The organism is Paenibacillus sp. FSL R5-0701, assembly GCF_037973995.1.
In the GTDB taxonomy this organism is placed as follows: domain Bacteria; phylum Bacillota; class Bacilli; order Paenibacillales; family Paenibacillaceae; genus Paenibacillus.
In genome coordinates, this window is record NZ_CP150230.1 from 3,328,226 (window position 1) to 3,353,213 (window position 24,988).

The 24,988-nt window shown below is 44.1% G+C and carries 19 protein-coding genes; 10 read left to right on the forward strand and 9 right to left on the reverse strand.

Features of this window, described 5'->3' with window-relative positions:
- Positions 1 to 55 precede the first annotated feature (55 nt).
- Entirely contained in the window at positions 56 to 427 is a 372-nt protein-coding gene (locus MKZ13_RS14785) for an iron chaperone (protein WP_047842909.1), read from the forward strand.
- A gap of 75 nt (positions 428 to 502) precedes the next feature.
- Here MKZ13_RS14785 and MKZ13_RS14790 read toward each other — a convergent pair whose 3' ends face one another.
- From MKZ13_RS14790 to MKZ13_RS14800, 3 genes are all read right to left on the reverse strand, one after another.
- Positions 503 to 1,483 (reverse strand): aldo/keto reductase, encoded by a 981-nt coding sequence (locus MKZ13_RS14790; protein WP_221819379.1) that lies wholly within the window; start codon positions 1,481 to 1,483, stop codon positions 503 to 505.
- 209 nt (positions 1,484 to 1,692) lie between these two features.
- On the reverse strand, positions 1,693 to 2,574 hold the full coding sequence (locus MKZ13_RS14795) for an NmrA family NAD(P)-binding protein (RefSeq protein WP_339185021.1): 882 nt from the start codon (positions 2,572 to 2,574) through the stop codon (positions 1,693 to 1,695).
- A gap of 146 nt (positions 2,575 to 2,720) precedes the next feature.
- A complete protein-coding gene (locus MKZ13_RS14800) occupies positions 2,721 to 3,038 on the reverse strand; it encodes a helix-turn-helix domain-containing protein (protein WP_017688544.1) in 318 nt (105 codons plus the stop codon).
- Positions 3,039 to 3,403: 365 nt separating this feature from the next.
- Here MKZ13_RS14800 and helD point away from each other — a divergent pair, with 365 nt between their 5' ends.
- Together helD and MKZ13_RS14810 are read left to right on the forward strand one after the other, a co-directional pair.
- Positions 3,404 to 5,818: an RNA polymerase recycling motor HelD gene (gene helD / locus MKZ13_RS14805; RefSeq protein WP_339185023.1), complete on the forward strand. Its 2,415-nt coding sequence runs from the start codon at positions 3,404 to 3,406 to the stop codon at positions 5,816 to 5,818.
- Positions 5,819 to 6,039: 221 nt separating this feature from the next.
- Positions 6,040 to 6,744 (forward strand): SDR family oxidoreductase, encoded by a 705-nt coding sequence (locus tag MKZ13_RS14810; protein ID WP_221819376.1) that lies wholly within the window; start codon positions 6,040 to 6,042, stop codon positions 6,742 to 6,744.
- Positions 6,745 to 6,862: 118 nt separating this feature from the next.
- Here MKZ13_RS14810 and MKZ13_RS14815 read toward each other — a convergent pair whose 3' ends face one another.
- The 3 genes from MKZ13_RS14815 to MKZ13_RS14825 all read right to left on the reverse strand — a co-directional run bounded on the left by MKZ13_RS14815 (position 6,863) and on the right by MKZ13_RS14825 (position 9,949).
- The gene (locus tag MKZ13_RS14815; protein WP_221819375.1) at positions 6,863 to 7,693 is read right to left on the reverse strand and encodes a carbohydrate ABC transporter permease; all 831 of its coding nucleotides are present in this window, start codon (positions 7,691 to 7,693) and stop codon (positions 6,863 to 6,865) included.
- Position 7,694: 1 nt separating this feature from the next.
- Positions 7,695 to 8,567, reverse strand: a complete 873-nt coding sequence (locus tag MKZ13_RS14820; RefSeq protein ID WP_036616033.1) for a sugar ABC transporter permease — start codon at positions 8,565 to 8,567, stop codon at positions 7,695 to 7,697.
- Positions 8,568 to 8,635: 68 nt separating this feature from the next.
- On the reverse strand, positions 8,636 to 9,949 hold the full coding sequence (locus tag MKZ13_RS14825) for an ABC transporter substrate-binding protein (protein ID WP_339185027.1): 1,314 nt from the start codon (positions 9,947 to 9,949) through the stop codon (positions 8,636 to 8,638).
- A 207-nt stretch (positions 9,950 to 10,156) separates the two neighbouring features.
- Between MKZ13_RS14825 and MKZ13_RS14830 the strand changes: the two genes are divergently transcribed.
- From MKZ13_RS14830 to MKZ13_RS14840, 3 genes are all read left to right on the forward strand, one after another.
- Positions 10,157 to 11,920, forward strand: a complete 1,764-nt coding sequence (locus MKZ13_RS14830; protein WP_339185030.1) for a histidine kinase — start codon at positions 10,157 to 10,159, stop codon at positions 11,918 to 11,920.
- 16 nt (positions 11,921 to 11,936) lie between these two features.
- Positions 11,937 to 13,463 (forward strand): response regulator, encoded by a 1,527-nt coding sequence (locus MKZ13_RS14835; protein WP_339185032.1) that lies wholly within the window; start codon positions 11,937 to 11,939, stop codon positions 13,461 to 13,463.
- Positions 13,464 to 13,706: 243 nt separating this feature from the next.
- A complete protein-coding gene (locus MKZ13_RS14840; RefSeq protein WP_339185034.1) occupies positions 13,707 to 15,692 on the forward strand; it encodes a methyl-accepting chemotaxis protein in 1,986 nt (661 codons plus the stop codon).
- A gap of 91 nt (positions 15,693 to 15,783) precedes the next feature.
- Here the strand turns inward: MKZ13_RS14840 and MKZ13_RS14845 are convergent, their stop codons facing one another.
- Complete coding sequence (locus MKZ13_RS14845) at positions 15,784 to 16,656, reverse strand: AraC family transcriptional regulator (protein ID WP_339185036.1); 873 nt, start codon at positions 16,654 to 16,656, stop codon at positions 15,784 to 15,786.
- Positions 16,657 to 16,901: 245 nt separating this feature from the next.
- Here MKZ13_RS14845 and MKZ13_RS14850 point away from each other — a divergent pair, with 245 nt between their 5' ends.
- On the forward strand, positions 16,902 to 18,101 hold the full coding sequence (locus MKZ13_RS14850) for an MFS transporter (protein WP_339185038.1): 1,200 nt from the start codon (positions 16,902 to 16,904) through the stop codon (positions 18,099 to 18,101).
- 217 nt (positions 18,102 to 18,318) lie between these two features.
- Entirely contained in the window at positions 18,319 to 19,074 is a 756-nt protein-coding gene (locus tag MKZ13_RS14855) for a gamma-glutamyl-gamma-aminobutyrate hydrolase family protein (protein WP_339185041.1), read from the forward strand.
- A gap of 107 nt (positions 19,075 to 19,181) precedes the next feature.
- Here the strand turns inward: MKZ13_RS14855 and MKZ13_RS14860 are convergent, their stop codons facing one another.
- Together MKZ13_RS14860 and MKZ13_RS14865 are read right to left on the reverse strand one after the other, a co-directional pair.
- A complete protein-coding gene (locus MKZ13_RS14860) occupies positions 19,182 to 21,506 on the reverse strand; it encodes an MMPL family transporter (protein WP_339185044.1) in 2,325 nt (774 codons plus the stop codon).
- Positions 21,507 to 21,525: 19 nt separating this feature from the next.
- Positions 21,526 to 22,158 carry a TetR/AcrR family transcriptional regulator gene (locus MKZ13_RS14865; protein WP_339185046.1) on the reverse strand — a complete coding sequence of 211 codons (633 nt, stop codon included), beginning with the start codon at positions 22,156 to 22,158 and terminating at the stop codon, positions 21,526 to 21,528.
- 247 nt (positions 22,159 to 22,405) lie between these two features.
- On the opposite strand from MKZ13_RS14865, the gene MKZ13_RS14870 reads away from it, so the two are divergent.
- Together MKZ13_RS14870 and MKZ13_RS14875 are read left to right on the forward strand one after the other, a co-directional pair.
- Positions 22,406 to 23,290, forward strand: coding sequence for a TetR/AcrR family transcriptional regulator (locus MKZ13_RS14870; protein ID WP_339185048.1), 885 nt, complete (start codon positions 22,406 to 22,408; stop codon positions 23,288 to 23,290).
- A gap of 224 nt (positions 23,291 to 23,514) precedes the next feature.
- Positions 23,515 to 24,774 carry a cytochrome P450 gene (locus tag MKZ13_RS14875; RefSeq protein ID WP_339185050.1) on the forward strand — a complete coding sequence of 420 codons (1,260 nt, stop codon included), beginning with the start codon at positions 23,515 to 23,517 and terminating at the stop codon, positions 24,772 to 24,774.
- Positions 24,775 to 24,988 lie beyond the last annotated feature (214 nt).

The following is a 24,988-nucleotide window of genomic DNA, read 5'->3' on the forward strand; positions in this document are numbered from 1 at the left end:
ATGAGTATGTATGGGGCAAATTAAATAGTATATTTCATGATATTAGGGGGAACCAATGGAGACCTTTGCAGAATTTATAGCACGCATCGATAACCCGGAACACCAGGCACGAACGGAAGAAGTTTTGAACTGGGTCACTGAAAAATTCCCGAATTTAAAACAAAAAATAGCCTGGAATCAACCGATGTTTACCGACCATGAGACCTTCATCATTGGCTTTAGTGTATCCAAGCAACATTTGGCTGTTGCTCCCGAGAAGGCAGGAATTAATCGTTTTTCGGAAGAGATCACTCAGGCGGGGTATGATCACACCAAAGAGTTGGTGCGAATGAAGTGGAAACAGGAGATTGATTTTTCGTTACTTGAAAGAATGATTGAGTTTAATATAGCGGATAAGGCAGAATGTTCAACATTCTGGCGCAAATAAATCGCGATATAAAAAGAAGACCCCCAACTTCCAGATACGGAAAGAGGAGGTCTTCTATATTTTAAGCAAAAGGGATTATTGAGCACCTACTACAGGGTGAGGTACATAGGGCTCTTCAAGGAATGAGACGTCTTCTGAGGTCAACTTAACAGAAAGAGCACCTACCGCATCTTCCAGATGCGATATTTTGGTGGCACCGATAATTGGAGCCGCTACAGTGTCTTTTTGCAGCAACCACGAAAGTGCAATGTGTGTGCGAGGGACACCGTATTTTTCTGCAATGGATGCAACTCGTTCAACAACAAGCCGATCCGCATCACTTGTCGCATTGTACTTGGATTTCTGAATTTTGTCTGTCTCGGATCGGAGTGTCGATACGGACCAGTCACGAGTTAATCTGCCTGAAGCAAGAGGACTGTAGGGAGTTACACCAATCTTCTCTTCCTTGCATAAAGGCAACATTTCTCGTTCCTCTTCACGGTAGATGAGGTTCAAGTGGTTTTGCATGGAGACAAACTTGGTCCAACCATGTTTCTCTGCTACATGTAATGCTTTTTGGAACTGCCAAGCGAACATGGCTGAGGCCCCAATATATCTCACTTTACCGGACTTCACCACATCATGTAAGGCTTCCATGGTTTCTTCAATAGGCGTATTGTAGTCCCAACGATGAATGATATAAAGATCTACATAATCCGTTTCCAATCGTTTCAGGCTTTTATCGATCTCACTCAGGATGGCTTTTCTGGAAAGGCCAGAACCGTTGGGTCCTTGATGCATTTGTCCGTGTACTTTGGTAGCAATGACAACTTCATCCCGATTTGCGTAATCCTTTAACGCCCGACCAAGATATTCCTCACTTGTACCCAAAGAGTATATATTCGCTGTATCGAAGAAATTAATGCCTAGATCCAACGCTTTTTTGATCACCGGGCGAGAATTTTCTTCATTCAGTACCCATTCATGAACCCATTTACTGGCGTCCCCAAATCCCATACATCCGAGGCAAAATCGAGATACGTCCAAGCCTGTGTTACCAAGTTTCGTATATTCCATGTTATGTTCAAATCCTTTCTAATGTTTATTATTGCCACCTGTAAGGTGACCTATTTACACATTATTATGTCATAACAAATGGAACAACCTGTACCACATTACTATCAAAGTTTTGCCTAATCCTATCAGAATATCTGAATTCGTTTCTCTCGTTGGAGATTCAAAGGGCTTGTTCATGAATAGCAGCGAGAGGGGATTTCCAAGGAAAACTATTGTTTAATGATTGTTTGATGAATCCAATCACTAATTTTGGTTAATTTAAGATTTGCTTTGATGTTATCCTCCAACTCTTCATATCGTGGAAGAAGATCTGTATGCCCATCAATCCATTGGTACAATCCTTTAAGACCTGCTGCTGTCTCACTTCCCAACAAAGGCTGAATCGCTGCTTCAAAATGATCAAAAGGTAGAGACATGAAGCTGATCTTTTCACCTAATACAGCACTGAATTGTTCCGCTAATTGTGCACCTGTCAGGGCTTCTAATCCGGGTGCTGGGATAATACTTCCTGCCAATTCCGAATGAGTCAAGGCATAATAGTGGAATTGAGCTGCATCGTTTAAGCTAATCCAGGAGATCGGCTTGTCTGCTGGTACCGGGTAGGCCAAAACACCATTGTTCAGTATTCCAGGAATCAGGAAGTTTTCCAAATATACAATGGGTTCCACAATGATATATGGAAGACCACTTTGCTGCAATTCATGGATAACTTCACGTTTCAATTCAATTCCTTTGGAATGCGTGATAGGGTCAGGAACATAGGTGCCCGTGTTAACTACAATCAATTTAACGTTTGCCTGTATAGCAGCATCAATTGCATTTTTGGTATATTGTCTGATCTTATCCGGATTGAACTCCACCGGGAGGTTCAGGAATACTTTACTTATACCTTGATGCGCCGCATGGAGCTGTTCCACATCTGATAGATCCCCGATGAAAGCTTCAATGTTTTGTTCCTTTAGTGTTTTGGCTGTTGCCTCATTTCGAGTAATCGTGCGAACCTCACAACCGTGTTGAACGAGTATTTGAGCGACAGCGCCGCCTTGAGAGCCCGATGCTCCATATACTAAAAATCGATCATTCTGTGTCATAGTGGTCAATAACTTCCTTTCAATATGTCATTGGAATGGATGAGTTAACACTCAGCATTGACCTCAGCATAACGGATTTAGAATAGGAGCGTAAGTACGCACATTAATGATATAAAGTATCCCTTGGGATACTATGAGAAGGCGTTTTACATATGTTTCGATCCCCAATCACCTAGCTGGAACAAGATCGAAGTCAGGCTTTGTCCTTTTTCTGTAAGAGAATATTCGACTTTAGGCGGAACTACAGGGTGGGTAACACGGTTTATCAAACCAGCTTCTTCAAGTTCTCGTAATTGCCTGGTTAACGTGCGATGCGTAATGGGGTCAAGCATTTTCTGCAATTCATTGAATCGAATTGTTGAATGGCGGATGAGCCGATTTATAATTAATAGCTTCCATTTCCCACCAATCATATTGACTGCAAACTCAACAGGACAACGGTCCTCCACAGGTTCTATATTCATGTTTATGTATCCCTCCCAAATGCATCAACTTATGCTTCATGTTTCGTTCATTTTATCGAATTTATAAAGGGGTGTATAGCTTACCGCATTCAGGGTATGAACCATGCCCAGGACACAAAAAAGATGCCCCCAGTGTAGCTCAAGAGACATCTAGTTAATATGAATTATTTTTCAATTCAGACAGAACAGAAAAAAAGCATTGAACGTGAAAAAAAGCCATGATATAATCTATAGCGCAATTGACATTTCTATTGAATATAAAGGGTGAATCATTATTTCTCCTAATTTAATTTTACATCCGACATTCCGATTTGTCAATGCTCTTTTTTTGGTCCTAATAAATGGAAAATGGAGTGAACTCATTCATGGATAAAACAAACGAATGGAAGTTGGAAGAGGAAAGATTAGTACAGGTGAGGAACAAACTTCAGGCACGACTCGACGAGTTAGAACCGAAGGTTGCCGGACTGCATGAACAGGCTGCCGAAATTCGTAAACGGTTCTGGGAAGAAGTGACAATTAATACGGGTTCGTACACGGATTTTGAAGATGCATTTTATACCATTAATCAGCAGTCCAGAGTGTTGGCCGAGAGGGAGCGTGGACACAAGCTGTTAACACAACAATGGAAAAATACAAAGAGACTGCTTCCAACGCCGTATTTTGGCCGTTTCGACTATAAGGAAAAAGGCATGACATGGACTGAACAGATCTACATCGGTGTATCATCCTTCATGGATGAAGATGGATTGAACTTTCTAATCTATGACTGGCGTACGCCAATTGCGAGTCTGTACTATGATCACTCTCCCGGGCCAGCAAGTTATGACACACCTTCAGGACGAATCGACGGAAAGATGGAGCTCAAGCGTCAGTTCCAGATTCAACATGGGCAGCTTCATAGCATGTTTGATTCAACTGAGACGATTGGTGACGAATTGTTGCAGCAAGTGCTCGCCAAGGGTGCAGACTCACAAATGAAGAGCATTGTAGCAACAATCCAGAAGGAACAAAACGCCATTATCCGTGATGACCGAAGCCGAATGCTTATCGTTCAAGGGGCAGCTGGGAGTGGCAAGACGTCCGCTGCGTTACAGCGAGTGGCCTACTTACTATATAAACACCGCCAGACCGTCAAAGCAGATCAAATTGTACTTTTCTCGCCGAATCCGATGTTTACCAGTTATATTTCCACCGTGCTTCCGGAACTTGGCGAAGAGAACATGCAGCAGACAACTTTCCAGGAATATCTGAATTATTGGCTGGATTCCTCCTTACGACCAGAGGATGCCTTTGATCAGATTGAATATGTGCTGACAGCCCAAGAAGATCCGGGTTATGAAGCTCGTCTGGAGGCGATTAAGTACAAAGCTTCCGAGACATTCCTGCAAGTGCTCCAAAACTACGGTAAGTGGCTGGGGCGGGAGGGCATGCGGTTTAACGGTATTCAATTTCGGGGACGTGAATTCATCACTGCGGACCAAATTAAGACTCAATTTTACAGTTTGGATCAAAATCTTACCTTGTCTAACCGTATTCTTCTTTTGCAGGAATGGTTGCTGAGAGAACTCGTTTCGTTGGAACGTCTGGAACGGGAAGCAGACTGGGTTCAGGAGGAATTGAATTATCTGGACACGGATGAGTATGTGGAAGCTTTCCGCATGTTGCACAAAGAAAAGCCTGTGTTCGATGTGGCGGAAAAATACGCAGCTCGAGATAACGGTAATAACAGCGCAGAGCAAGATGAGGGTGCCTTTAACTTTGGAGTGCGGGAAGAGGAGTTGCTTCGTCAGAAACTGGTGAAAGACATGTTTAAACCGTTAAGAAAGAGTGTGCGGAAATTCCAGTTCGTGGATGTGAAAGGGATATACGAACAACTATTTGTAGATGAAGCCGCTTATCGGGAACAAACGAATGGGGCAATCCCCCCACAGCACTGGCCTGAGATTTGTAAACAGACCAAGGCCATGATCCTTCAGAACAAGCTTTTCCATGAAGATGCTACTCCGTATTTATATGTAAAAGAGATGATCGAAGGCGTCCGGACGAACACAGAGATTCGTTATGTCTTTGTCGATGAAGGCCAGGATTATTCAGCGTTTCAATACGAATATCTCAAGAAACTGTTTCCTCGTGCCCGCATGACGGTGCTGGGGGATTTCGGGCAGGCGATTTTTATGCAGGCTACGGATTTGGCAGCATCCAACTCGCCACTGGTTCACCTTTACGGAGAAGGCGAAACTACATTGATCCGGCTGGTACGCAGTTATCGTTCAACCAGAGAGATTGTTGAATTCACGAAATGCATGCTACCAGGGGGGGAAGAGATCAGACCGTTTGAAAGGGGAGATGAGAAGCCTCTTTTAACAAGAGTGAAGGACGAAAAGATGCGTGGTGCGCAGATTCTCGCAGACATCGCCTCGCTTAAGGCTGAGGGGTTTGATTCCATCGCTGTGATTACGAAGACCGCGGCTGAAAGCCGTGACGCCTATGAAAGGTTGCAAAGTCAAGGCGGCGAAGGGTTACAGCTCATAACAAAAGACACACAGATTTTCGAAAAAGGAATCATGGTTATTCCTGTGTATCTCGCGAAAGGCGTTGAGTTCGATGCTGTCCTGGTCTATGATGCTTCACCCGTCGCTTACAGCCAGGAATATGATCGCAAGCTTCTGTATACGGCATGCACACGGGCCATGCACAGACTTCATCTATACACAACGAGTGAGTGGTCACCGTTTGTGCAGGCATTACCTGCGAATCTGTATGACATAAAATCATAATCCATATGTAAATCCGTTCTCAATGAAGGACTAAAGAAAGATGCTCGGAGCCTTTTTTTAAAGGTTATCGGGCATCTTCTTTGTATAAAGACATGGATCATAAAAGTTATTCTTTACTGATCGTTCCCGATGTGATAGATTGTTAGTGGGAGTTATGAGAATGATCATTCTCATAACAGCTCAAAAATGAATACATTCTCAATGAGAGGGAGTAATAATAAATGAATATTTCCAAACAAGTTGCTATTGTAAGTGGGGCTAATCGAGGCTTGGGCAAGGAACTTGCTCTTGAACTGCTGGCGAGAGGAGCCAAAGTGTATGCTGGCGCGCGAAACCCTGAATCCATTGATCTGCCGGGGGCTATTCCACTGCAACTCGATATTACGGATCCTCAATCTGTCATGGCTGCAGCTGAGGTAGCTAGTGATGTAACCCTTCTAATTAATAATGCCGGTTCCGCTACGGGTGCTTCTCTGCTCACAGGTGAGCTGAACGATATTCACTTGGAATTCAATACACATGTATTCGGTACGCTTTCAATGATTCGTGCGTTTGCACCGGTAATAGAGAAGAATGGGGGAGGTTCGATACTGAATATCCTGTCTGCTCTATCTTGGCTCAGCCTTGGTAACTCAGGTGCATATTCAGCTGCAAAATCCGCTCAGTGGGGAATTACGAATGCATTACGTCTCGAATTAGCCCCTAAGAATGTTAGCGTTGCCGGATTACACGTCGCGTTCATGGATACGGATATGACAGCAGGTATTGACGCACCAAAAACGAGCCCAACGGATATTGCCAAAATTGCAATAGATTCCATCGAAGCGGATCTCTACGAAATTATTGCTGATGATACCAGTCGGAATGTACAACAGGGTCTTGCTGGTGGTGTTGCTGCCCTTTACCCGCAATTGTTTCAAAAATAAAGAGGCGTAGATGCATTTTCTCGCTAAAAATAAAACAACCCCCGCCAGATCTGGTGGGGGTTAAGTCTGTCATGAATTCTCTAATTCCATTCCTTCAAGAACGGTGAGAATATGAGGTTTAACCTTTAACTGCACCGGCAGTAAGGCCGCTGACAATATATTTTTGCCCGAATAGATACAGGATGAATACAGGCAGGGAAGTAAGCACGAGATTAGCGAAGATCAGGTTCCAGTCCCGGCTATATTTGCCGTAGAAATTGTAGATCGACAGTGGCATCGTCCATGTGGAACTGTCTGTCAGGAAGTACACAGGAATCGTGATGTCATTCCAGACGGACATGAACACCATGATGGCTACCGTTGCGTTAACGGGCAGAATGAGCGGTGTGACGATGCGGAAGAACACCCCGAACACACTTGCCCCTTCCAGAAATGCCACTTCGTCCAGTGCTCGTGGAATGGTTTTGATGAATCCACTATACAAGAATACACTGAACGCTGTATTTAACGCAGCGTAGATCAGGATAACACTTGTGATGCTGCCGTAGAATCCCAATCCCTGTACAACCCGTATGGTTGTAATAATCGACATTGGCGCAATCAGTCCCATGAAGAAATACATGTAGATCGTGCCGGATAGTTTGGTTTCCCGACGTGCCAGAATGAATGCCGCTGCCGAAGAAGCGACGATATTAATGATGGAAGATACGCCAGTAATCAAAATGCTGTTGAGGAACGCTCGCGACAGTCCGCCTTCTTGGAAGACACGAACATAGTTCGAGAACTGCCATGTTTCCGGAAAACTCAGGGAGAAGCTAAGCACCTCGGCGCTGGTTTTGAATGAACCAAAGATCAGAATGACAAGTGGCAACAGAACGATAAGAGAGGCCAGAATCAGGAAACCTTCCACGATATAGTTGCGGATGGCGAGTTTGCGTGTATAGCCCATGTTATTCCGTAACCTCCTTACGCCGCATGAAGATCAGTAGCGGTATAGCGATAATGGTAACGACCACGAAGAGAAGGGTGTTGACCGCCGTACCAAGTCCCCAGTTGCCTTCGCCGAAAGATCGCAGAATGATCGTACCTACGACCTGGGAAGCGTTACCCGGGCCACCACCGGTCATGACATATACTTCGGAGAATACTTTGAGTCCACCGATCAATGTCAGCATCAGGTTAATGTTAATCGCGGGCAGCAAGAGTGGTAGTGTGATTTTGAAAAAACTTCTCCACGAACTTGCGCCATCAATCTTGGCTGCCTCGTAATACTCTTGAGAAATGGACTGCAGGCCCGCCAGATAGATGGCCATCTGGAACCCGGCACTCTGCCAGATCGAGACGATGGCAATCGTCCAGATCACAATCGATGGGTTGGTAAGCCAAGCTTGGCTTAACGAATGTAATCCTACAGATTCCAACAAATTGTTGATTGTACCTTCGGTACGCAACATGGGAGTGAACAGAATGCTGATCACAAGAATGCTGAGTATGGAAGGGGAGTAGAAGATGGCGCGCAGCAGGTTCTTCGTTCTTAAACGCATGTTAAGTCCTACGGCCAGCAATAGGCCGATGACATTTTTGCCAACGACGGTGACGATTGCAAATATTGCCGTGTTTTTCAGCGCCAGAATAAGCGTTTTGTCTGAGAAAATTTTCTTGAAATTATCCCACCCGATGAACTTCAGCTCCAGCCGATCCAGCCGCCAATCCGTGAATGAATAATAGAAAGCGGCGAGAGCAGGCACAACAAAAAAGATGGAGTAGATAATCAGTGCGGGAAATATCATGTAATACGAGTACAGATTTTTAGTCCTTTTCATGTCTCACACTCCATTATAACCAGGCAGCATAACGATCGATCCTGTTATGCTGCCTTATATTTCACTCTTTAGAAACCTTCTACACCTTTATCCTGCATTAGCTGACTGAACTTCTCATCCCAGAATTTCAGTACTTCTTCCGGTGACAATCCACCTGCAAATTGATCCTGTAACAACCGATACAGTTCGCTGCGATCAACCAGCATATATGCATCCGTTGTCAGCACGGTTTTCTTCGGCGTAATATAATTGTCTACAATATCCTGTTTATAAGCAGGCAGTTCCGGTGTAGTAACGTCACTGAAATTGGATACGTATCCTTTGGAGTCCACGATCTGTTGTGCGACATCCTTGGAAGCGATGTAATCCAGGAACTGTTTGGCTTCATCCAGATGTTTGGATTTCTTCGGAATGAACAATTGCCCACCCAGTGGACTTGCACCCAGACTGGCATTGTCTGACGATGGAATCGGGAACACGCCCAGTTCCATATTTGGATCTTGCTCAGCAACGCCTTCAATTAACCAATCGCCCATAAACATCATGGCTACTTCCTTGTTCAGGAATTTACCTACGGCCATGTCATAGCTGTCGCTAAGCACATCCGTGTTGGTGTAACCTTTGGTGTAAATTTCATATTGTTGTTCCAGGAATGTTTTGAATTCCGGGATATCAGACCATTTTTTCTTATTGCTGTTCAACTCATCAAAAAAAGTCGGTTCATTTTTGGCTACAAAATCGGCAAAAGCTGCAGCAGGCCAGATGTTGGCAGCCCAGGCATCTTTGTAAGGCATGAATACGGGAGTAATGCCACTTGCTTTGATTTTTTCACAGAGCGCCAGAAATTCTTCGTAGTTGATTGGAATCGACAACCCGAGTTCTTCAAAGATTTGTTTGTTATACACGACCCCTTGCATTCCCGTATCTTGGCTAACATGGAAACTGTAGAGGTGACCACCAGATGAGAGGACGTCTTTGTTCACGATTCTGCTCGCCCAAGGTTCGTTATCGAGAATCTCGAAGTTACGTTCAAGGTTCAGGTCCGTGACTGCGCTCGCCAGATTATATTGAATAATGTCAGGTGTTTCATCTACAGCCAGTTTGGTTTGCAATACCGTCGTTGTTTGTTCCGCTGGAATCAGCTGCAAATTCACGCGGATATTCGTTTGTTTTTCGAATGCATCGAGAATGTCCTGCTGGATGAAAGCAGAGTCCTGAGAACTTTTAGAGATGGCCAGCTCCAATGTGACTTTGCCACTCTTGCTATCCCCACCAGCAGCTGTGCCAGAATCGGTACCTCCTGATCCACAAGCGGTTAACGAGATCGATAATAGACTAGCCAGAATAATGGATACAGCCTTTTTTCTTTTTATTGTTTTCAATGCAAATCCCCCTCTAAAACGTTTGATGAATCCGTTTACAAATCCGATTATAGATTCTTTTATCGCCCCGGTACATGTCTGTGCTTGAACGTTGATGTGTAAAATCCTGAACTTGAAATCGCTATCATTTCATGGAGTACCGTGATACAGTAGGACATAAATCTAAGGGATTTCACATCATGTCAGAACAGGAGGGTAACTCTGAGAATGGCAAAGCTCATACATAAGGCAACTCAATTCAGTTTGCAAACAAAGGTGTTTTTGACATTTCTGGCTCTACTTTTGTTCGTGCTGGGCTGTTTTATCGTGTATGTCAATGTGATCGTTGTCCGCCCGCTCAAACAGAAAACAGAGCAGGATACGCTCGTTACAGCTACGAAGGTAAGAGAGCAAGTTGATCTCTACGTAGAACAACAGAACCAGATGTCACAGCGAATATTATCCAGCAAAAATATATTTGCAGCCATGGACAAGAGCTCCTCAGCGCATAGTAATTATGAAAGGCTGAAACAGATTCGGATCATCAAAGATATCATGTTTCAGGCCATCGGGCCGAGTATGAATATCAAAGACATGTCCATCTACGACAATCACGGGATTCTCCTGACAACATATCTGGGTTCAGGCAACCCTCCCGCAATACTGAATACCATGATGGAGAGTAGTCAGATCGGACGAGATTGGACAGAAAGTGGTTTTGTGCTGCTGCGTCAAGACGATACGATCTCCTTTGTGCGCACGATCAATGATCAGAACGGCAAGGTGTACGGTTATCTTAGCATCCAGATGGAACAGGCCTATATACAGAACCTAACGGAGGGCATTACCGCTGGCGATGTCTATATTCTGAATGAACAAGGCGAGCAGATGACGGGCTCGGAAGAGGGTATGACATTTACCAATTGGACAAAGCCTGCATCAGACGAGGGACTGGATGTGGACAAAAACGACAATTATATCACACATTCCACTTCACCCAGTACAGGTTGGATCACGTATATCATAACGCCCAAAAAATCTGTTCTAGGCTCGATCCATTCGGTTCAGACGATGTCCATTCTGCTAATTACGGCACTGATGCTGGTTTCATTTGTGTATATCTTCTTGTCGACACGTAACCTGCTACTGCCTATCCGCAAGCTACGCGGTCAGATCTGGCGCATGAACTACAGCAATATGAATCTGAAAGTGGATGAAACGCCGAAGAATAACGATCTTTTATTGCTGAACGAAGCTTTTCAGGATCTGATGGAGAGGCTGCAGCAATCCATTGACCGGGAAAAATCGGCGCTTCATGAAGAAGTAAAGGCACGTAATTCGGCGCTGCAAGCCCAGATTGCACCTCATTTTATTCATAATGTCTTATACCTGATCAGTATTGCCGCCCAAGAGGGGAAGACCAAAGTTGTATCGGATATGTGCAAACATCTTTCGGACAGTCTGCGTTATATTGTCTCTTCACCATACGCGCATGTGACTTTGGCTGAGGAGCTTCAACATACGAGACATTATCTGTCCCTTGTACAACAAAAGTACGAAGAGGATCTGGAGTGGGACATCTGTGCTGACGAGCTGGCGAACGATATCCGGTTGCCGCGGTTGGTCATTCAGCCGTTTGTGGAAAACTGCATTGAACATGCCTTTGCCAACACCACGCCGCCTTGGCGTATCCAGATTACCGTGAAGCAATATAACGGATTATGGGCTTTGGAGATCAAAGATAACGGAGAAGGCTTTCCACCGGATAAGATCCAGGAGATTTTAACCAATATTCAGGCATCGGGTTCTGGAATGAACCAGACTGCCGATGGTGGGACAGCCCTTGGTAACATGGGAATTATCAACAGTGTCAATCGACTCAAACTAATGTATAACAACCGGCTCTTTATTAATATATTTAACAATCATGCGGAAGAGCAACATGGAGCAACGATTCAAATCATCGGCTCACTGACGAGAGATTTTTACTAGCGAGGAGGGACAGGCGATGTATAACGTTATGATCGTTGAGGATAGCAAACCGATATTACGTAATATTAAAATGCTCTTGGAGACGCTGAGCTTCCCGATTCGTGTAGCGGCTACGGCAACGAATGGAGAAGAAGCCTTGGCAGCGATCAAGCAGTCACCGATTGATCTGCTGTTGACCGATATACGAATGCCGAAAATGGATGGGCTGTCCCTGATTGAGCAAGCCAAAATTGCCAACCCGGATCTGAAGGTCATCTTGATTAGCGGTTATAGCGATTTTGAATACACAAGAAAAGCATTGAACCTGCAAGTGTTTGACTATTTGTTAAAACCTGTCGAGCGAGAGGCGCTTGAAGAAGTCATGGGTCGGGTAATTGACCAACTTGATCAACAGATGTCCAAGGAACTGCTGGATTTGCAGGAAATCATTCATCCCCAATGTGAGACTACGCCGAAACAGGGGGAGGCGTTTCCGCCTTTATTCAGCCAGATGATGATCATTATGAGCAAACAGCCTTTTACCGCAGGGCATGAACGATGGGTGCAGGTGAAACTTGAGGGTATAGTGCAGGATTTTTTTGCATTCCATCCTTGTCGTGTATACACTAGTCAAACCCCATATCAATTTGTTGCTTTTATCAACAAGAGTGCACTTGAGGTGTACTCTTCCGTACATGAATGTCTTGAGTCGTTGCGACGGCATTTGGTTGCGCATGACATCGATGCGATCATTGGAGGACAACTTCTATTCACTGAGTCTGGTAATCTGCCTGAGCTCTATCACCGCGTGTCGACCATTTTGTCGGAGCAGCAACGGTTGAAACAAGGAATGGTGTTGGATACCGGGAGTCCGGTGTCGATGGCCAGATCCGAGACAGGTTGTCTGGATCTGGTGCAGGAATCTGCTTTTGTACAGATGATTCAGGCTCGGCAGAAAGAACGGTTTGCTCTTAAGTTATCCGAATTGCTGAATCGATGGGCAGAGGAAAATGTACATATGACCGAGGTGGAGCGGTTTATCGGATTGATCGTAGACACGTTTGCTCATCTGTACGAGGAACAAGGGGCGGGCATGAGATTGGGTCTGGAGCTTCGGTCAAGACAATTCGCCCAAGCACAGTCCTATGCCGATTTTTGCCGAGAACTGACGGAATGGACGGAACAGTGCTTCGATATGCTGCAATCCCACGTTCGAAAAAGCAAGGCGATTCTGTTCGAACAGATCGACGATTACGTAAAACTAAATAAATACTCTCAATTATCTATCAACGACATTGCCATGAAGTTTCACGTTAGCCCGTCGTATGTCAGCAGAGTGATCAAAAATGCAACGCAAATTACGTTTGTTCAGTATTACACCCGGCTTCGCATTCAGGAGGCCTGCAGACTGATGGAAAGTCAACCCGACATGAAGTTTAAGGAAGTATCCGATTTGTTGTCATTTAGCGACCAGCACTATTTCTCGAAGGTGTTCAAAGAGTATACGGGGCTAAGTCCTACGGATTATAAACAACAGATGTCTGGTATAAAGACCCAATCATAGTTAACAAACCCTTTTTATTTATGTTATAATACTAAACAAATACGGCTTGTTACTGAATTCATTCAGGCAATACCTATGTATATACATGCTCAAAGTTTCTTTGGGTGTGCATATATATGGGTTTTTTTGCGTTTACTGGCCGATTAGTTCTACCAAAAATGAATAAAGAGAGGAAGATTGAACTTGAAAAAGGAAAGTGAAAAAAGGTCATTTTATAAGAAAGGAGGAGCCGTTTTACGATTAATGAGTACTCGACTCATTGCAGCTTTCCTTGCGGTACTTATTATCCCCACTGCACTTATCGGATATTTCTCGTATCATAGTGCCAAAGATCAAGTACAACAAAAAATGACAGAACCCATCAATACCATATTAACGATGACAGGACAACATATTAACAATCTGGTGGGGGAAAAAGCAGCATTATTGAGTTACATAGACAGCATGTATGGTTCCAATCCCAGTCAGGCGAACAACGAAGCAGTACAATTAGGAATCGACCAGTTAGCTGATACATATCCTGATATTCTTGCCATAACCGTAGGCAACGACCAAGGCAGTGTTATATCTTCTCCAGCAATTGAGGATGCAACATATGATCCACGCAGCACAGAATGGTACACCAATGGTATAAGTAACAATGGATCACTCTATTTTTCGAGTATTATGAATGATCCGGCATCCGGGAAGATTTACGTAGAGATTTCAAAAGCTCTTTCAGATGAACATGGTGTAGCAAGTATTAAACTTGATCTGGAGCGATTAGCAAATGAAATATCGCTTGTGGATGTCGGAGGGAATGGGAGTCTGATTGTGGTTGACTCCAATCGAACGATTGCGGCTTGGTCCGGTGCGATTGCAAAAGGTGGAGGAGGAGAGCTCGGCGGAGCACTTATTGAGGGAATTCCAGTCCATCCTAATACGGCTTCAAGTTCCGATGAACCGATGGCATTTTCCCAATTTGTTAGAACGGATCTGGCGTATGATCTGGAAGTGTATAACGGTATTAACGCTTTGACGGGTTGGAATGTCATTGCTTTGATGGGCCATGAAGATTTTATCGCCGCAGCGAAACCCATTATGGTATCGAGTCTAACTGTCATTGTTATATCTGTATTGATTGCCGGTGTAATTATTTTCTTCATTCTGAGATCTTTTATCGTACCTATGCAAAAACTGCGAAAGGCCACCCGTAGCGTAAGCGAAGGGAATCTGTCTGAACGGGTGAATCTGAAAACCGAAAACGAATTTGGTATATTGGCAAATGATTTTGACCAAATGACCATCTCCCTTCAATCGGTGGTTGCTGAACTTCATCAGACGTCATCGTTGTTAAGCCACTCTTCCCAAATGATTCAGGAAAGTACAGAACAAACCACCCAGTCGGTTCAACATGTAGCTGAAACCATGCACCAGACTGCTGAATCAGCTATTGTTGGGGCGGAGAATTCGGAACAAACCGCGAATGCCGTAGAAGAGATGGCGAGAGGCATCAGTACAATTGCAGAATCTGCGAGTGCGATTGTGGATTCGGCTGAAGAGACGGAGCGCGCTGTTGCTAATGGTGGGAAAACGATAAACCAGGTCGGAGAACAAATGGAACATATTCTCGGAGCTGTTGAAGAAACCTCGGCATTGATTAATGAGCTGTCCAGTCTATCCGCTGAAGCCAATCGAATGAATGAAGCGATTGCGGATATCTCTCGGCAAACCAACCTACTATCACTGAATGCTTCTATTGAAGCATCAAGAGCAGGAGAACACGGAAAAGGTTTTGCGGTCGTTGCTGGTGAGGTTCGCACATTATCGATGCAATCCAAACAAAGTGCGGACGAGATTGGCGCTACTATTGGCAAAATGCTAGATCTGATTGCGAAATCCACATCTCTTATGAATGATAAAGTTCGTAATCAAGTCGGTGAAGGAATGCGGATCAGCCAAGAAGCTTCAGCAACCATATCGAACATCGAACAATATACAACGCATATAGTGGATCAAATTCAGGATATTTCCGCTGTCTCAGAACAGTTGTCTGCCAGTACGGAAGAAGTCTCGGCTACAGTTGCAGCGATGAGTCACATCTCTAAAGTGTCGGCTGATAGTGCTCAGACAACTTCAGCAGCAGCCCAACAGCAAATGGCGGCGATGCAGGAGATATCGGCATCATCTGCACAGCTATCCAAAACAGCTGAGAATATGCAAGAACTGGTTCGCCGGTTTAAACTCTAGAGTAGATGTATGTAAGTGTATAAGGAAACGTAAATAGCCAAGGCGCTCCCCAAATTGGAGCGCCTTTTTGGGCTTAGAGAGATTGGTGAAATTAGTAAGAATGTGACACCTCATCCCCGAACATATCCTTTTGATTCTTTTTCCGGAAACTTCGTGGTGATTCACCAACGATTTTGGTAAATAGAATCGTAAAGTAATTGGGGTTATCGTACCCAACCAGTTTGGCAATTTCCCATATTTTTTTGTTGGTTGAGACTAATAAGCGAGTGGCTTCACCCATTCTTCGTTGGATCAGGTAATGATAAGGAGAAGTACCATAGTGATTTTTGTACATATGAATTAAGTAATAAAAATCGATATGAAATTGATCTGCCAATTCTTTGAGTTTAATATTTTGCCGATAGTTGGTATCCAAATAGTCTTTAATGCTCTCAGCAAGGGTATTACTCCCAACGATCTCCCCACTAGGAAGCTGTTGACGGGACTGCCGATCGATGATCAGAAGTATTGCTTTCAGGACATGCCCAGAGATCAACTCGTATCCAGGTTCCCGGATTGAAAATTCATTGAAGAGAGTCTGCATTAACGAATGGAGCTCATCGGAATATCGGTTTGCTCGAATGATCGGATTGTTAGAGGGAGGAATGACCCAATCCTCAAGGGTCTGGGTGCCTTCTGTAAAACGAAAGCCGCAATAAAAGGTGGATAACGGGAATTCAGGATTGGACTTCTCCTCGTGAAGAGTACCCTTGTTATAAATGAGCATGTCCCCTTTTTGAGCCCAGTGTTTGGTGCCGTCAATGGTGAACAATCCTTTGCCTTCAGTTACGTAGATAATTTCATGCAGATCGTCATGTTTATGAGTAGGAAAGCTCCAATGGGGATTGTCGGCCAGTTTTCCTACATAAATAATGGTGCAATCTCGATTTGGATGCAGTTGGCCGAATTCGTGGTGTGTATTCATCTATGTCTTCCCTTCAGAATTAGTAATGAAAGTCTGTGTTGAAATGACAACATATATAATGTTTTGCAATAAAACCACAACAACCTTGATTGTCGCCATGGCGTATCTGACAGTACAATTTCACTATCCAAAATGTAACTATATATCGAAAGTGAAGGGATGGGAAAGCAGAAAATACATGATTACGGATCGTCAAAAGAATTGAAGCGCTTGCAACAATAGAAAGGATTAGTGAGTATTGATTTATGACTAGAAATAGAGAGAACCTACTTATTTTAACGCTTACGCTCGTTAGTTTTGTACTGGGAACAACCGAGTATGTCATCGTAGGTGTGTTAAAGGAAATTGAAAGTTACATGAAAGTATCCCTTGCTGCCGCGGGGATGCTTGTCTCCGGTTTTGCGATTGCATACGCAGTGGGTACACCATTTGCTGTGGCCTTCTTAGCCAAAATATCCAGAAGAAGTTCCATATTGATTGGATTTGCAATCGTGTTGGCATTAAATCTATTGACCGTGTTCTCAACAACGTTCTCTTCGTTGATGGCCATTCGCATCGTGTCAGCCGTTGCTTGTGGACTTACGATATCGCTTTCGATCTCGATTGTAAGCGACGCAGTGAACCGGGAGCGAAGAGGGGAAGCTATCGCCTGGATTTTGGGCGGATTTTCAATCGCAAATGTGCTAGGTGTTCCGCTTGGTACATTTATCGGACAACATCTGAGCTGGTCCATGACGTTTGTTGTTACGGCATGCATAGGTGTTGTGCCGTTGATGTTCATGTTCCGTATTCTGCCACGCCAAACAACAACTGTTGCAGGTTCGTTCAGTGATCAGATGTCTCTATTTGTGAAGCCAAGGATATTGCTGGCCTGTCTAATCCCGGTACTTGGAAACAGCTGTATTTTCGTCGTTTTTACGTACATTACGCCACTCCTCAGTGAGACGATGGGTGTGCCAGTGAAATGGATTAGTGCCGTACTCCTGATCTATGGGGCCTGCAGCATCCTGAGTAACTGGATTGGTGCCAAAATAGCCAAGGGTGACTTCCTGCCCAAGCTCAAGCGGCTTTTCGTCATCCAGGCGATCCTCTTCCTGGGCATGAGTTTTGCCGTTTCCAATCTGTGGATCGGCTTGGCATTCCTGTTCCTGATTGGATGTCTGTCATCCTCCATGAGTGCGGCATCCCAGTTATATTTGTTTGATGTGTCAGGATCGATCTCGCCGGGGTCCAAAGCATTTGCATCTACACTCCTGCCTGTTGCGGCCAATGTGGGTATAGCGTTAGGCTCCGGCGTTGGAGGAATTGCTGTTAATATGGGTGGTGTCCAGTGGGCTCCTCCAGTTGCTGTGATGCTTGCCTTGCTGGCTTTTGTCGTTACCCTGATATGCCAGCGTTCCATCCAAGTGAATTCAGACGAAGCAACCACTGTAAAAGCAGCTTAGATGAGATGCTGTCTAGACTAAACGGATGAATGCATATATATGGTATATGAACTACAAACAAAGTCGCTGTTATGCGGCTTTGTTTGTTTTTTTAGTTTTCCAGCATTCTGGATGAAACGGGTTCTCGTAGATGATAGAGGTAGGATAATGCAATAATTCAGTGAATTTATATATGAAGAGATCTGATAAAATGAATGAAAAGCTGGGAGGTAAAGCTATGAAAAAGCCCATGATCGGTGTACTGCCTTTGTATGATACGGACAAAAAAAGTTACTGGATGCTTCCAGATTATATGAACGCCATAGAAGGAGCAGGTGGGATTCCAATTATGCTGCCTTTGACAACAGATACCGAGATCATAGCAACGCTGGCTAATCAGTTCGATGGGTTCCTGTTCACCGGGGGACATGATCTCAATCCTGAGCTGTATGATGAGCATGCAGAGGTTACCTGTGGAGAGTTGTGTATTGAACGCGATATGATGGAGTCGATATTATTACAAAAGGTAATTGAGCTTGATAAGCCTGCCTTTGGCATATGCCGTGGACTACAACTATTTAACGTTATGTTGGGTGGAACGTTATATCAAGACATTCCGACTAGCCTTCAACTTCATGGGAACAAGATCGTTAATCACAAGCAAAGTCCGCCGTATACGAATCTTGTACATGATGTACATATTGAGGAAAATAATATCCTATACGATATTTTGCAAACAGATACGATAAAAGTGAACAGCTACCACCATCAGGGAATCAAAATGTTATCGGATAAGTTAACGGCCGTGGCCGTCGCTGAAGATGGACTTATCGAATCCGCGGTCATGCCGAACCGCTCGTTTGTTTTGGCTGTGCAGTGGCATCCAGAGTACAGCTACAAAGTAGATGACTACAGTCAGAAGTTATTTGCGGCGTTTGTTAATGCTGCTAAATCCCCACGCTGTAGTACCCATATTGAAGACATCACCGCATAAAATGTGAAAAAGAAAAAAGACCTCCTGTTTATAAAAACAGAGGAGGTCTTTGTATTAGTGAATCTAGTCATGATAGTAATCGTGGTATTACCATTGTAGTGGCAGGTTTATTTTGATCCAGACTTCGTGTTGGCATGCTCTTCAGCATTCAGGGAAGCAATCAGCTTCTCGCCTTCAACATCCAGGTTTGGCAGAATGCGATCCAGCCATTTTGGAAGTGCCCAAGCTTTGTCTCCGAAAATAGCCATGATGGCAGGGACCAAGCCCATACGGATGATGAAAGCATCAATCAGAATGCCTACCGCCAAGGTGAAACCAATCTGTTTGATCATGACATCATCCGTGAAGATAAATCCTGCAAATACAGAGACCATAATCACTGCTGCGGCAACAACCACGCGACTTACCTGATTGTACCCATGAACAACGGATTCAGTTCCGCGATGACCATGAACATAGGATTCGCGCATGGAGCTGACCAGGAAGACCTGATAGTCCATCGCTAGGCCATACAGGATACCTGTCACGATGATCGGCATAAAGCTCAACAGCGGGCCGCCGGTATCGAAACCAAAGAGCGAATGCAGCCAGCCCCATTGGAATACAGCAGTTGTGATCCCGAATGTAGCCAGGATACTAAGCAGGAAGCCAATCGTTGCTTTGATGGGAACGATGATTGAACGGAATACGAGTAACAGGATAATCAGCGAGAGCAGGATGATGATGCCTACATAAATAGGGAACACCTGCGCCAGTTTGGCTGACATATCGATGTTAACAGCTGTGAGTCCCGTAACTCCAAGTTTCACATCATAGGTCTGTGCGATGCTGGAATCAGCCGCGCGTAGATCAGTGACCAGTGTTTTCGTGAGATTATCGTTAGGGCCCGTTTTTGGAATGAGACTGAAAATAGCTAAATCTTCTGTCATACCAAGCGGTGTGACTTGTGCAACGTTATTCTGACCTTGGAGTTCCATCACCAGACCGCCCAAGAGTTCCGGTGTAACTTTTGCGGAAGACTTATTAGGCTCTGCGACCAGAATAAGGGGTCCATTGAATCCTTCTCCGAAGCCTTCGGAGATGGCATCATAGCTTTGTCTTGCAGTTGTATCCAGATTCGCTGAGGAAGCTCCGGGGATACCCATTTCCATTTTGGTGATCGGCGTCGCGGCAAAACCAAGAATGACGATGATGGCAATAATGGAAGCCCAACGATTCTTGATAACGAATTTCACCCATCTGTCCGCGACTCCGTGGCTAGTGGCTTTAGGATGTTTCGTGCTTTTCTCACGAGCTTTGGAGGAACAGATTCGTTCTCCTACCAATCCGAGTAAAGCCGGCAACAGGGTTAAAGCAACGAATACGTTGATGAGTACGGTGGCAGCTGCGACCAAAGCCATCGTAGACAAGAATGTGAGACCGATGACAAGCATACCGCACAGTGCAATAATGACGGTTAACCCGGCAAAAAATACTGCGCTGCCCGATGTACCAATGGCTCTGGCTGTTGCTTCTTTTGCGCTCAAGCCTTGATCAATAATCATTCGACGCTGGCGATTAACAATGAAGAGAGCGTAATCGATTCCAACCGCCAATCCAACCATGAGAGCCAGGACGGAAGTGACACTAGGCATTTCGATGAATTTGGAGATGGAGAACGCACCACCAACCCCAATGGCAACTCCGAGCAGTGCAGTGATCAGAGGCAGACCTGCGGCAACAACGGAGCCAAGGGTGATCAGCAATACAATGACAGCAATGACCAATCCGACAATCTCTGCCGAGCCGACCCCAATGGATACCGTTTTGAGCGTTTCGCCGGGCAAGACCGTAATGTTGGTTCCTTGCTCTACCGTCATAACAGATTGAATAACGGAATCAAACACATCTTGGGTTATGGCAGATTGCTCAACTGTAAATTGGAACTGGAACAATGCAATGTTTCCATCCGAAGAGATCAACATGCCTGGCACTGGAACACCATCCACCATCAAAGGTCCATAAGGTGGAGGAGTGGTTATTGCAGATTGCGCCATATCGGTAGACTGTGCATTCTGAGCCATCTCAGCGGCAGCACCCGAATTGCCTGCTTCAGCTGCATAGTCCGCAGGATTAATGACTTTGTCTAATCCGTAAACTTCAGTAACACCTTTCATCATGGCAGCCATATTTTCAGGCGTATCCAAACGCTCGTTGTCCGGTGCCTTGAACACAACACTTCCTTGGCCGCCGGAAGCGGCTGGCAGTTCTTTTGCCAATTGATCCAGAACCTTCTGTGACTCGGTGCCTTCAATCTTCATTTCAGAACTGATGTGAATACCATTGATGCTGATCATGGAAATGACAATTCCCAGAATTAAAACCCAGCCAATGATGAATGTTGCAGGTTTGCTAAAAGCGGTTTTCCCCACTCTGTATAATAATGTAGACATTTCTCTATTTTACACTCCTCTATGATGAATGTGGATGGTTGGCATGTTCGAATCCTGCCCGCAAATGATTAAACGTAATTTCCAAAAATTGATCGAAGGTTAAAGCACCGGGCTTGGTATCTTCAGTAATGACTTGTCCGGGCAGCAACACATTGAGTCTTCCATCAATTAATGGCAGTATCGATCCATATAGTGCGTTAATCAGAAGATAAGTATAGATCTCGTCATATTTCCCGTTAGATAAGTCTAATAAGGTATCTTGTGCCTGCGTCTGCATCCGGTGCATGGCTCCAAGATAATGTGGTTCTAACACGGGATAGGTCTGAGATAGTGATACTAGTTGATGAAGCCTTCCTAAGAGTTCTGTTGTAAGCTGCATCTTGATCAGGTTATACAGTACGTCAAGCAAAGAGGCATTGTCGGGCATTTGGGTAAGTAACTCTTCGAGTTCGGTTGTATTCTGAACGGATATGGCGCCTCTTGCTACGGCTTCTTCTTTACATGTGAAATAGTTTGCAAATGTTCTACGTGAACAACCCACCTGATGCACGATATCTTCGACCGTAAAACCATCGAGTCCGTGTTCAAGAGTCAGTTCAAATGCAGCACCAGCAAGTGCTTTTTCAGTCGCTTCTTTTTTCAAATGTCGCAAGTTTCGTTTAATCATTATTCTCCGCTTATGCGTTCACCTCCAATATCAATGAATATGGTTTAATACTTTTTAAGAAGAGCACACTTACTGAATATGCACTTTGTGAGATTTATCATAACAATTAGTTGCCCATTGTGCAAATTTACTCATTGTGCAATTTTATAACGCATCTATACTGCGAATCAATACTTCAACTCCTGAGGAATGAATGTTAAAATCAGAGAAAAACTTGGGGCGATGACGGGACATGAGTAGTCGTAAACAAAGTTTATTGGAAACAGCACTTGCACTATTTTTAGAGCATAACTATGCAAATACAACAATCCAGATGATCCTGGATCAATCAGGTGTATCCAAAGGCACATTCTACAAATTTTTCAGTTCCAAAGAAGACTGTTTATATTCGATTATTGATCAGCGTATGCAAGAGGATGTTTTCATTCGTAAAGAACTTGAACAAAACCACTATACATCGGATTATGATTTGCTCGTAGATCAGATTGCGATTCCTATGTCTGTGCCTAATAAAGAGCGAGTATGGGAATTATATTGGACGGGTTTTTATTCCGGGGAGATCAACTCAGCCAAACTGGCTACATTTCACCTAAAATGGCTGTCCACACGCTTGATTCAGGTATACGGGAACGACATTAGCCTATATGCCAACGAAGGGGCAATATTGTGCTACGGCATATTACATCAGATTGCCAACACATCAAGAAGTCTAAATACGCAAAAACCAGTATGGAGCGAAGTGGTTCCAAAAGTACTAACGTACATTGAAGTGATCCTGAGAACAATGCACCAGAGAAATGAACATATTTTCGACTTTCAGTCTCTCTATTTCCTGAATGCCGATCAGCGTAACCATGATACGGGTCTGGAGATTGATAATGTATTGATCGAATTGGATGAGTTCAACAACCGTGTTCAAAAATCCAGGGAATCTGCATCATTGAAGCAACTTTCGAAGGGGCTTTTAGCGCTATTACAGGATCAAGAGGATCTAAATATTCCTGTTATCGAAGTGGTGCTTCAAGCGTTTCACAAAGAGTACAAATCCAGTGCGTTTCAATCTGAAGCCAATAGACTGACCGAAGCCTGTTGGTGGTACTTGGAACTGGTGAAGTAACGTAATTAATATGGGGGTTGGCTCATAGCCGACCTCTTTTTTGTTTTTTTTTGTTTGTAGTTATTATTAATATACTATTAGTATATTAATAAATTGTTGTTATAACAGTTGTTTTGTACTGTTTAAACTATGATATTTGAAATTAAATATACGAGTAGTATATAATCGGAATGAACATATATTTCCATAGATTTGAAGCACTTCACTTCGAAAGGAAGATTTATATGAATAATTCGAATAACCAGACCTCAGAAAAAGTAGAATTTAATTTGTTTAGCGAAGAAAATAGTAAAGATCCATTTGCCATGTTTGCACAGATGCGTGCCAAAGGTTCCGTTGTCCCTATTCCTAATCCAATGGGTGGAGCAGGGCAAACCTGGATTGTAACTCGGATGGACGTTGCCATGGAAGTGCTGAAAGATCACTCTCGATTTACGGTAGATATGAACGCTATTGATCGTGGCAATGATATTCGAAAGAATCTCTCAGACGAGCTTGGTTCATCGGAACCCCAGACTTTTTTTACCGGAAAGTCGATGCTCTTTGTTGATGAACCGGATCATCGTAGACTCCGTAGCCTGGTTTCCAAAGCGTTCACTCCAAGATATATGGAAAGCCTGCGTCCACGCGTCCAGGAAATTGCCGATGAGTTGATTGACCAATTCGAAGGAAAAGGAGAGATGGATCTTGTCAAAGACTATGCCTATCCTTTCCCAATCAACGTTATTTCCGAGATGTTGGGTATACCTCAGGAAGACCGACCTCAGATCCATGTATGGTCTGAAGCCATTGCAAAAGGTCTTGGTTTTGGTAAACAAGACCCTACAGTAGCGCAGCACTTGCGATCATTCGCAGAGTACACCTCACAGCTTGTGGCGAACAAACGAATAGAACCTTCAGATGACCTCATCAGTCAATTGATTGCGATTGAGGAGGAGGGAGATCGACTGAATGAAGATGAATTAATATCCATGATTACGTTATTAATATTTGCTGGACATGAGACAACTTCCAATCTAATTGCAACCGGTTCTTATCTTCTTCTGACACATCCTGAACAACTGGAACAACTGAAACAAGATCTGAATCTGGTTCCTTCTGCAGTGGAGGAGTTGCTACGATATAACGGCCCCGCGACTTCTTCAGGTCCTCGTTATGCAACACAGGACACGGAGTTGGATGGACAATTGATTCAAAAGGGAGATGTTGTGATTCCCCTTCTGAAATCAGCGAATAGGGACGAGCAGCAGTTCACCGATCCGGAAGAATTGGATATTGAACGCAAAATAAAACGGCATTTGGCCTTTGGACACGGCATCCATATGTGTCTTGGCGCTCCACTTGCTCGGGTGGAAGGGGACGTAGCGTTTACTACGCTTTTACGTCGGCTACCCGATCTTCAGCTCCGTGTTCCTCAGGAAGAGATTCAATGGCACTCCGCTTTGTCTTCACAGGGATTGGCATCGTTGCCCGTAAAATTCTAATCGTTTATATAAATGTGACTCACTTGAGTATGACGAATTGTCGTCATACTCTTTATTTATAATGATGATAGAATGGGATGAACAAGAAGCATTCCAATGGCGTGAACATGCTTAATGCAAAACATAAAATTGAGTACATAAATTTTGTTGTTGAGGTACACATTATGAATAAAGATGAATTTTTAATGCATAAGCGGCACATGATCAATTAGCG